Annotated in this window: 9 protein-coding genes; 4 read left to right on the top strand and 5 right to left on the bottom strand. The window is 72.5% G+C overall.

The genetic code is table 11. The features are described from left to right. Together AX737_RS31230 and epmA are read right to left on the bottom strand one after the other, a co-directional pair. Positions 1 to 1,024: lysine-2,3-aminomutase-like protein (locus tag AX737_RS31230; protein ID WP_066928059.1), on the bottom strand; the 1,024-nt coding region annotated here is incomplete at its 3' end. After that, positions 1,021 to 2,070: an EF-P lysine aminoacylase EpmA gene (gene epmA, locus AX737_RS31225; protein ID WP_066928058.1), complete on the bottom strand. Its 1,050-nt coding sequence runs from the start codon at positions 2,068 to 2,070 to the stop codon at positions 1,021 to 1,023. The genes AX737_RS31230 and epmA, both read right to left, overlap by 4 nt. Positions 2,071 to 2,214: 144 nt before the next feature. On the opposite strand from epmA, the gene efp reads away from it, so the two are divergent. Next, complete coding sequence (gene efp, locus AX737_RS31220; protein ID WP_066928056.1) at positions 2,215 to 2,781, top strand: elongation factor P; 567 nt, start codon at positions 2,215 to 2,217, stop codon at positions 2,779 to 2,781. A gap of 38 nt (positions 2,782 to 2,819) precedes the next feature. On the opposite strand, the gene AX737_RS31215 is transcribed toward efp, so the two are convergent. After that, the gene (locus AX737_RS31215) at positions 2,820 to 3,896 is read right to left on the bottom strand and encodes a heparan-alpha-glucosaminide N-acetyltransferase (RefSeq protein WP_082773397.1); all 1,077 of its coding nucleotides are present in this window, start codon (positions 3,894 to 3,896) and stop codon (positions 2,820 to 2,822) included. Positions 3,897 to 4,211: 315 nt separating this feature from the next. Here AX737_RS31215 and AX737_RS31210 point away from each other — a divergent pair, with 315 nt between their 5' ends. The 3 genes from AX737_RS31210 to AX737_RS31200 all read left to right on the top strand — a co-directional run bounded on the left by AX737_RS31210 (position 4,212) and on the right by AX737_RS31200 (position 5,869). Then, entirely contained in the window at positions 4,212 to 4,817 is a 606-nt protein-coding gene (locus AX737_RS31210; protein WP_066928054.1) for a cold-shock protein, read from the top strand. A 73-nt stretch (positions 4,818 to 4,890) separates the two neighbouring features. Beyond that, the gene (locus tag AX737_RS31205; RefSeq protein ID WP_238230712.1) at positions 4,891 to 5,313 is read left to right on the top strand and encodes a DUF192 domain-containing protein; all 423 of its coding nucleotides are present in this window, start codon (positions 4,891 to 4,893) and stop codon (positions 5,311 to 5,313) included. Positions 5,314 to 5,476: 163 nt separating this feature from the next. After that, positions 5,477 to 5,869 carry a hypothetical protein gene (locus AX737_RS31200; protein ID WP_066928052.1) on the top strand — a complete coding sequence of 131 codons (393 nt, stop codon included), beginning with the start codon at positions 5,477 to 5,479 and terminating at the stop codon, positions 5,867 to 5,869. Positions 5,870 to 5,943: 74 nt separating this feature from the next. Here the strand turns inward: AX737_RS31200 and AX737_RS31195 are convergent, their stop codons facing one another. After that, on the bottom strand, positions 5,944 to 6,645 hold the full coding sequence (locus tag AX737_RS31195; RefSeq protein ID WP_066928061.1) for a glutathione S-transferase N-terminal domain-containing protein: 702 nt from the start codon (positions 6,643 to 6,645) through the stop codon (positions 5,944 to 5,946). 164 nt (positions 6,646 to 6,809) lie between these two features. Then, on the bottom strand, positions 6,810 to 7,724 hold the full coding sequence (locus AX737_RS31190; protein ID WP_066928049.1) for a porin family protein: 915 nt from the start codon (positions 7,722 to 7,724) through the stop codon (positions 6,810 to 6,812). Between the last annotated feature and the right edge of the window lie 416 nt (positions 7,725 to 8,140).

Genomic DNA, 8,140 nt, shown 5'->3' with positions numbered 1-8,140 from the left:
GATGCTCCCGCCCGTCCGGATCCGTCACCCGCATGCCCTCCGGCCCCTCCCGCAGGTAGCCCGGCCCGACCGGGACCTTGCCGTGGCCTCCGGGGATGTCGAGCACGTAGGTCGGCTGGGCGAGGCCCGAGAGGCGGCCGCGCAGGTGCCGCATCAGCGCCTGCCCCTCGGCGATCTCCGTGCGCAGGTGGCCGGTGCCGGGGGCGAGGTCGCCGTGGTGCAGGTAGTAGGGCTTCACCCGGTTCTCCACGAAGGCGCGCATCAGCGCCTCCAGGCTCGCCGGGTCGTCGTTGACGCCCCGCAGCAGCACCGACTGGCTCACCACCGGGATCCCGGCATCGACCAGCCGCGCCACGGCCGCGCGGGCGCTCTCGGTGAACTCGCGGGCGTGATTGGCGTGCAGCGCCACGAACACCGCCCGCCCGAACCGCTTCAGGCCCCGGACGAGGTCGTCCGTGACCGTGGCGGGGCTCACCACCGGCACGCGGGTGTGGACGCGCATCACCCGCACATGCGCGATCGTCCCGAGCCGCCCGGCGATGTCGCCGAGCCGGCGGGGCGAGAGCGCGAAGGGGTCGCCCCCCGTCAGCACCACCTCCCAGATCGCCGGGTTCGCCGCGATGTAGGCGAGCGCGCGTTCGAGCTCCGCCTCGCTCAGTGTCCCCAGACCGTCCGGCCCCACCATCTCGCGCCGGAAGCAGAAGCGGCAGTAGACCGGGCAGACGTGGAGCGGCTTGAGCAGCACCCGGTCCGGGTAGCGGTGGACGATGCCGGGCACGGGGGCGTGGGCGCCGTCGCCGATCGGGTCGGCGCGCTCCTCCGGGGCGGTCACCGCCTCCTCAGGCGCCGGCACGAACTGGCGGGCGATCGGGTCGGCCGGATCGGCGCGGTCGATCAGCTCGGCCGCGTCGGGGGTGAGCGAGACGGCGTAGCGCGCGGCGACCGCCGCAAGGCCGGGCAGGTCCTCGGCCGCGACGAGGCCCGCGGCGGCGAGGTCGTCGAGGCTGCGCAGCGGCCGGCTCATCCGGCGACCGGGGTCCAGAGGACGTCCTCGATCCGCCGGGCGCCGACCGCCAGCATCACCAGCCGGTCGAAGCCGAGCGCGGCGCCGGACGCCTCCGGCATCGCGGCGAGCGCGGCCAGGAAGTCCTCGTCGATCGGGTAGGTCTCGCCGTAGACGGCCTGCTTGACCGCCATCTCGGCCGCGAAGCGGCGGCGCTGCTCGGCCGGATCCGTCAGTTCGCCGAAGGCGTTCGCCAGCTCGACGCCGCAACAGTAGAGCTCGAAACGCTCGGCGACCCGCGGGTCGGCCGGGCACGGGCGGGCGAGCGCCGCCTCGCTGACCGGGTACGCGCACAGGATGGTCGGGCGACCCAGACCGAGTTCGGGCTCGACCCGCGCCACGAGGACGCGGCTGAACAGATCCGCCCAGGAATCGTCCTCTGCCACCCGCAGGCCGGCTCGCGCCACCGCGACGGCGAGGCCGTCGCGGTCGGTCTCGCCGCCGGCCGAGACGGTGGCCAGCAGGTCGATGCCGGCATACCGGTCGAAGGCCTCGGCGAGGCTCAGCCGCTCCGGCTCGGCGAAGGGATCGCAGTCGCGACCGCGCCAGGCGAAGCGGCTCGTTCCGGCGGTCTGCGCGGCGAGCCGCAGCAGGTCGGCGCAGTCGTCCATCAGCGCGGTGTAGGGTTCGCCCGCCCGGTACCACTCGAGCATCGTGAACTCGGGATGGTGCAGCGGGCCCCGCTCGCGGTTGCGGAACACGCGGGCGAGGCTGAACGGGCGCGGCTCGCCCGCCGCCAGCAGCTTCTTGCAGGCGAATTCCGGCGAGGTGTGCAGGTAGAGGGTGGCGCGGGACCCGTCGGCGCCGATCGCCTGCGTGGCGAAGGCCGAGAGATGGGCCTCGTTGCCCGGCGAGACCTGCAGGCAGGCGGTCTCCACCTCCACGAAGTCGCGGGCGGCGAAGTGCGCCCGCACCGCTTCCGTGATCCGGTTGCGCAGGAGGAGCGCCGGGCGGCGGTCGGCGTGGCGCGCGGGCGCCCACCAGGGGGAGTCGGGGGCTGTCGGCACGGTTCGGGCCCGGCGGCTGGCGATGCGGCGGCTGGCAAGCCGGCTGCGGATAGGATAGTGCCGGGGCCAGCCGTGGCCCCGGCGGGCGAACGCGCCCCGCGCTTGGCGCGCGCGTCCCGCCTTGTCAAATCTAGGACCAATCCCGTGAAGGTGATCGCCTCAACGCTCCGCAAGGGCAACGTCGTCGAGAAGGACGGCAAGCTCTACGTCATCCTCTTCGCCGAGAACATCCACCCCGGCAAGGGCACGCCGGTGACGCAGCTCGACATGCGCCGCATCACCGACGGCGTGAAGGTCTCGGAGCGCTACCGCACCACCGAGCAGGTCGAGCGCGCCTTCGTGGAGGACCGCGAGCACACCTTCCTGTACCAGGACGGCGAGGGGTTCCACTTCATGAACCCCGAGAACTACGAGCAGGTCGCGGTGCCCGAGGACGTGGTCGGCGACGCCGCCCCCTACCTGCAGGAGGGCATGGCCGTGATGCTCTCGATCCACAACGCGACGCCGTTGACCATCGAGCTGCCCCAGCGCGTGACCCTCGAGGTCGCCGAGACCGAGCCGGTGCTCAAGGGCCAGACCGCCTCCTCCTCCTACAAGCCGGCCACGCTCTCGAACGGCGTGCGCACCACCGTGCCGCCCCACATCGCCGCCGGCACCCGCGTGGTGGTGATGACCGCCGACGGCTCCTACGTCGAGCGCGCCAAGGACTGATCCCTGGTCCCCGCGCGCGCCCAGGGCGCGGGGCCCCTTCAGGGCGCGCCCCGCGTGCCCTCCGCGGCCTCGTAGCAGGCCTGCGACAGCGTCTGCGCGCGCAGGCGCTCCTCGCCGGTGAACGGCCGCCCCTGCGCCTGCCACAGCCCCTCGCGCCGGAGCGCCTTCCCGGTGCAGCGGGCCGCGATCCGACAGGCTCCGGGCTCGCCGCCGGTGCGGGTGCAGGTCTGCGCGTAGTCGAGGCGGAACGCCCGCTCGCCCGCCCGCGGATGCGGACCCGTGAGCATCGCCACCCCGGTCAGGGCACCGAGCAGCAGCGGCTGGTGCACGAGGTAGACCGCGAGGCTGTGGCGCCCGGCGAAGGCCGCCCAGCGCCCGATCCGCCCCGCGGGTCGCCACGCGCCGAGCCCCGAGGCGGCGAGGCGCGGCAGGCCGAGGCGCCCCAGCACGATCCCCGCCAGCACGATCCCGAACCAGGGGAAGAGCGGCACGTAGTCGTTGGTGCGCGGGCTCGCCTGCCCGAGGCCGAGGAAGAACAGGGCCGGCGCGTCGAGAACCTCGGCCCGCACGAGGTGGGGCGCGGCCACGACCAGAGACGCCGCGAGCGCCGTCACCCAGGCGGGCGCGAACAGGAACGGCAGCCCGAGCAGGCTCGATACGGCGATGCAGTGCAGGACGCCGAAGAAGATGAAGCTGTCCGGGAAGGCGAGCCACGTCGCCAGCGTGATCGCCAGCGCCGCGAGGCCGATCCGGGCGGCCCGCAGCAGAGTCGGACGCGGGCGGATGCCGCCGCCGTTCATCAGCACCATGCCGACGCCCACGAGCAGCAGGAAACCGCCCGCGATGAGGTGGGCGGCGACGCGGCCCCCGGGGCTCAGCGCCAGGTTCTCCGGCGTGAGCCGGAGGTGCCCGAGGTCCCAGGTCGCGTGGTAGGCGGCCATCGCCGCGAGGGCGCCGCCGCGGGCGACATCGATGACCGCGAGGCGTCCGCGCGGGCGCTGGCGGTCGGGCGCTGCCCGTAGGTCGGGCGCTGCCCGCAGGTCGGGCGCTGCCCGCAGGTCGGGCGCTGCCCGCAGGTCGGGATCGGGGCTGGGGTCGGGCGGGGGCGTCTGCATGGCGGGGCCATAGCAACACGGCGCCCGGTTTCGCACCCCGCGACGGCCGGACGGGCTCTCGCAGAAACGTGATCCCGCCCCGGCCGGGACCGTCCGACCCGCGACGCGGCGGCGCACCGACCGAAAATTCCCGCGCCGTCGCATCGGCCTGCGCCGGGCCGGCGCGGCGCGAAGCCGGATGTTGCAGGCCTGCCGACACGGCCAAGATTGCATCCCGGGCGGGCAACCCGACCGCCAAATGGGCTTCCGCGCCACTAGGACTTCGTTAATCTTGTGGGCGAACCGCGATGTGCGATTCGGTGTGGGTAGCGCGTGATGTCTGACGAGATCGGATTTGGGTCGGGGGACCCCAGGCCCGTGGGCGACATCGCGGACGCGACCCGGCGCGAGGCACCCGAACAGCCCCTCGACCTCGTCGAGGTCTCCGGCCGCATCAAGTGGTTCGACGTCGCCAAGGGCTTCGGCTTCATCGTGCCGGACGACGGCTCGCCGGACGTGCTGCTGCACGTCACCTGCCTGCGCCGCGACGGCCACCAGACGGCCAACGAGGGGGCCCGCATCGTCGTCGAGGCTGTGGAGCGCCCCCGCGGCTGGCAGGCCTTCCGGGTCGTCTCGCTCGACGCGTCGAGCGCGCTGCACCCGTCCGAGCTGCCGATGCCCCGCACGCACGTCACCGTGGTGCCGACGAGCGGGCTGGAGCGGGCGGTGGTGAAGTGGTTCAACCGCCTGCGCGGCTTCGGCTTCCTCTCGCGCGGGGACGGCACGCCGGACATCTTCGTGCACATGGAGACGCTCCGGCGCTACGGCATCGCGGAGCTGAAGCCCGGCGAGACGGTGCTGGTGCGCTTCGGCGACGGCTCGAAGGGAGCCATGGCGGCCGAAGTGCGGTTGTTGGACGGCACGCTTCCCGCCTCCCACTGAAGGTCCCGTCCCCGTGCTGCGCATCCTCCGGGCGCTCGCGTCCCTCGCCCTGCCGCTCGCCGCGGCGGTTCCCGTGGCCCTTCCCGTCTCCGCACACGCCCAGGAGGCGGCCCGCACCGAGCCCTTGGCCATCGCGACCCGGGGCGGCCCGCAGCGTTTCGACGTCGAGGTGATGCGCAACGACGCCGAGCGGGCCCGCGGCCTGATGTTCCGGCGCAGCATGGCGCCGAACCACGGCATGCTGTTCGACTTCGAGCGGGTCGAGCCGGTCGCGATGTGGATGAAGAACACCTACCTGCCGCTCGACATGCTGTTCATCCGGGCCGACGGCACGGTGGCCCGCGTCGCCGCCGACACCGAGCCGCTCTCGACCGCCACGATCCTCTCGGGCGAGCCGGTGCTGGCGGTGCTCGAACTCAACGCCGGGACCGCGGCGCGCCTCGGCATCCGCCCGGGCGACCGGGTCGACCACCCCCTGTTCCGCAAGGGGCGGTGAGCGCCGCGGCAGCGCCGTCCCCGCCCAACGCGAACACAATGAGAACAAAGGCTTGACCCCTGTGTCGTTCCGGGCCAGTGTTCCTTGAATGTTCCAGCCGATACGCGGGCCTGAAAACCTGCCGGCCGCGGAACACGGCAAGGACGCGAGCAGGGGACCAGCCATGAACGATGCCGGCGCGGCCGTGACCTTCCGGAACGACGACTGGTCGCTGTCCGAGGACGGGCTGGAGCACGCCAGCGGCTACTTCATCGGACGCTCGGTCATCGCCGCGCGTCGCGAGGAGGGGCTGTGGGATTGGCCCTTGCAGATGGCCGAGAAGCGCTGGTGCCGTCCGAGCCTGTTTCGTGAAGCCTTCCTGGCTGCCCTGCAGGCCTTCGGCCTGGAGCGCGACGCCGGCCTGGGCCGTTCCTTCGCGCTGGGGTTCGGCATCCGGTCCGGGCAGGGGGACGCCGACGGGTTCGTGTCCCTCGGCGACCTGCTGCGCCCTGCCACACCCGAGACCGCGCGTCCGGCTCCCCAGCGCCGCCCCGACCGCATCGCGGTCGGCGCGTGAGGCTTCGGCCCCGGGACCTCGCCCCGTGGCCATGCGCGAGAAGATGCCCCGCCCCCGGCCGAATCCGGCACCCCTTACCGCTTGAGTGAGGCCAACTCGTCGAGGCCGCTGCCGCCGTCCGCGTAGGCGCTGCGGAAGCTGTCGCGCGCCATCCAGCGCTTCCAGAACGCGTCGAGGTGCTCGAAGCGCTCGTCCAGCGGCGTCGCGTTGACCGGGAATTTCCCGAAGGCAATCGCCGTGCAGAGCGTGATGTCGGCCAGCGTCGGCGCCGCTCCGCCGAGCAGCCAGGATCGCCCGTCCGCGAGATGCCGATCGACCAGCGCGGCGTGGGCCAGCGCCTCCTTGCGGCAGTGCTCGCCCCATTGCGGATTGTGCGTCAGTTCGAGCTTCGGGCCGAGTCCCTGGTGCAGCACGTGGAACATCGTGGTGATCCGGTAGAGGATGTGCACCCAGATGCGGCTGTCCCACATCGCGTCGAGCCCCTGCTCCCGGGCGTCGGCGCCGGTGATCCGGCGACCCTCGAAGGCGGCGTCGAGATAGCGCACGATGCCGGTGGTCTCGGAGAGGTAGCTCCCGTCCGCGAGCAGCAGGGTTGGGGTCTCGCCCCAGGGGTTCATCTTCAGATGCGGCCATTGCCGCTGCTGGCCGCCCGGCGCCATGTCGTAGACCACCTCCTCGACGCGATCGGCGATGCCCTTCTCGTGGATGAAGAGCCGCACGCGCTGCGGGTTCGGGAAGGCGGACGGCGAGGTGTAGAGACGCAGGCGCTCGGTCATCGGCAGGTCGTGGCTCCGGATCGCGCCGCCCGCGGCGGCGTCGCCGCGAGATAGGGCGACGAACCGGTCCGTCAGCCGAGGGCCTGAAATGCGAAGGGCGGGCGCCGTCGCCGGCACCCGCCCTCGATGATCCGTCCCGGCGGGCGGTGTCCCGCCCGGGTCGATCAGTAGCTGCCGAACTTGTAGTTGAAGCCGGCGCGGATCAGCTGACCCTCGGTGTTGAAGCGCGAGGTGTAGGAACCGTTGGCGGTCGGCACGAACTGGCCGCCGGTGGCCGGGTTGATGCTGCTGACCAGCACGTTGCGGCTGCCGAGGTCGTAACGCAGGTACTCGGCCTTCAGGGTCACGTCGGCCTTGAGCCCGAGATAGCGGCCGACGCTGAAGAAGTTCAGGAACGAGTCGGTCGGGATGGCCCACTCGACGCCGCCGCCGTAGACGTAGCCGGTCTCGAGGTCGTCGTAGCGGCCCGCATAGGCCAGCGGGAAGCCGGCGGCCGCGTTGTTCGAGCGGAATTGCGCGTCGTAGAACACGTTGCCGTAGGCGAAGCCGCCGGTCCCGTACACGAGGAACCGGTCGAAGGCGTAGCCGACGCGGCCCGTGACGGTGCCGAGCCAGTCGAGGCTCTGGCGGTAGGTGCTCACGTCGTTCAGGCCGCTGACGAAGGAGCGGCCGCGGGTGAGGTCGGTCCAGGTCCACGAGGCCTCGACGCCGACGACGAGGCCCGAGCCCGGCGTGAACTGATAGTTGTAGCCGATGCCGCCGCCGATCTTGCCGATCTTGTCGGTCTCGGTGCTGAAGGAGGCCGGGCGGCGGCCGCCGGCGACGTTGGCGACGGTGTTGGTGAGGTTCGGCGCGAGCAGCGGGCCGGCACCGGGGCCGTTGTTGCCCAGCGTGCGGATGTTGCCGTTCTCGGTGATGCCGTACGAGGTGTGGGTGCCGGCGTAGAAGCCCGTCCAGGTGAAGACCGGGACCGGCGTGAAGACCGGCGGCGGCTCGGCGCGGCGCGGCAGGTCGGCGGCGCTGGCGGCGCCCGCGACGAGGGCCGAGGCGGCGCTCGCGAGGAGGAGCTTCTTCATCATGGGGTGGCGGCCTGATCGTTCGATGTTCGCTGACAACAGAGGTAAAGCGGACGCCGAAGCTTCACTATGCCCGCGGCGCCACACTACTCGAAAACTGCTCCGCTTGGTCCTGCGGCGACCACGGCTTGGCCTGGCTTGGCTTGGCTTGCCGGTTCCGTGCCGCCGCCGTCCGGCACCGCGCGGGTACCGGACTGGGCGGCATCCGGTTGGTGGCCCTTGATCAAAGGACGGCTTCCCTCTAAGCGATCCGCGCTTTTCGCCCGGCCCCAGGCTCGCGCGGGCGGCGACGACCGGCGCGCGCGACGGTCGCCAGAACCGGCGCTCCGGGCGCCGCGGCCCTTAATCGGTAGGATTCAGGAAGCTATGGGCAAGGAAAAGTTCAGCCGTACCAAGCCGCACTGCAACATCGGCACGAT

Origin of the sequence: Methylobacterium sp. CCH5-D2 (genome assembly GCF_001556475.1) — a bacterium.
GTDB lineage: Bacteria > Pseudomonadota > Alphaproteobacteria > Rhizobiales > Beijerinckiaceae > Methylobacterium > Methylobacterium hispanicum.
This window is presented reverse-complemented; position numbering and strand designations above follow the sequence as displayed.